1 protein-coding gene is annotated in these 955 nt (G+C 34.9%); it reads right to left on the bottom strand.

Annotation, left to right across the window (positions count from 1 at the left end; all coding sequences use genetic code 11):
• Positions 1-357 precede the first annotated feature (357 nt).
• A complete protein-coding gene (locus tag ACYVRH_RS13390; RefSeq protein ID WP_461257392.1) occupies positions 358-792 on the bottom strand; it encodes a pyridoxamine 5'-phosphate oxidase family protein in 435 nt (144 codons plus the stop codon).
• Positions 793-955 lie beyond the last annotated feature (163 nt).

Raw genomic sequence — 955 nt, 5'->3', positions numbered from 1 at the left:
CATTTATATAATCCTATCGAAAGATAAAATTCTAAAATTTACCATAAAATCAATATAAACGTATATTTTTCTTTTGTCAACTACTTATAATATCCCATTATTGCTATATTATTTTCTCCACATTTTTGGCTCAAATGTCGCTTAACGTTTCGGCTGTATGCGACGGTTTTGTAGCCCGTATAAGCAAACCGAAGGTTTGCAGGGCTACAAAACTGTGGCGGAGTGAGGCGTGGGAATGGAGCGAAGCGGAATGACCTAGCCGAGCGTAGCCCGAGCCGCCCAACGGGCGGCGAAGCGCATACCGACCTGTTAGACGAAGTACGGGCGTACACCATTTTTTCTTTATATTACTTATATTTATAATTTCATATCATCGAAATTTACATTGTATTTTTTCCCTTGATTAAATAGAACGCCTTTTGTTAATTTTATACATAAAATACAGGTATTTACATCGTCTTCATTGACATGACCATTCGAATACCATTCAGCAAATACTTCACGTAATTTAGCCATAACGGCCGTATTTTTTTTATTGAGAACGTGTCCAATATTTTTACCTATACCATTTGCGGTAAACCATTCCCCACAAACAGCAACTTCAGGATTCTTTTTAATTTGTTTCATTTTATTCGAGAGTTTGTATGTAATAACATAAAATAAACCGTTCTCATAATAACCATTAACAATACGAACAAAGGGTCTATTTTTATCTATTGTTGCAAGTGAAACAAGAGTATCACGCCCAAACCTTTCGGCTATTATTTTAAATGCTTCATTATCCTTACTCATTTATTTGCCTCCAATGTTTTAATTGTACCTTATTATATATATTTTGCCAATTCATTTTTTAAATAATTTTAACAATTAAAATATATTTAGCCCGTATTTCGTCTAACGTTCCGGCGGTAAAAGACGTTTGGGGCAGGTTATAGGGCAATGCGTAGCATTGACC

This window comes from Treponema sp. R80B11-R83G3, assembly GCF_054786115.1.
Note: the sequence above shows the minus strand (reverse complement) of the source record. Positions and strands in the feature narration are given on the sequence as shown.

Excerpts from the sequence above, each read along its gene's own strand:
- ACYVRH_RS13390 (WP_461257392.1), bottom strand. The coding sequence starts at position 792 with ATGAGTAAGGATAATGAAGCATTTAAAATAATAGCCGAAAGGTTTGGG.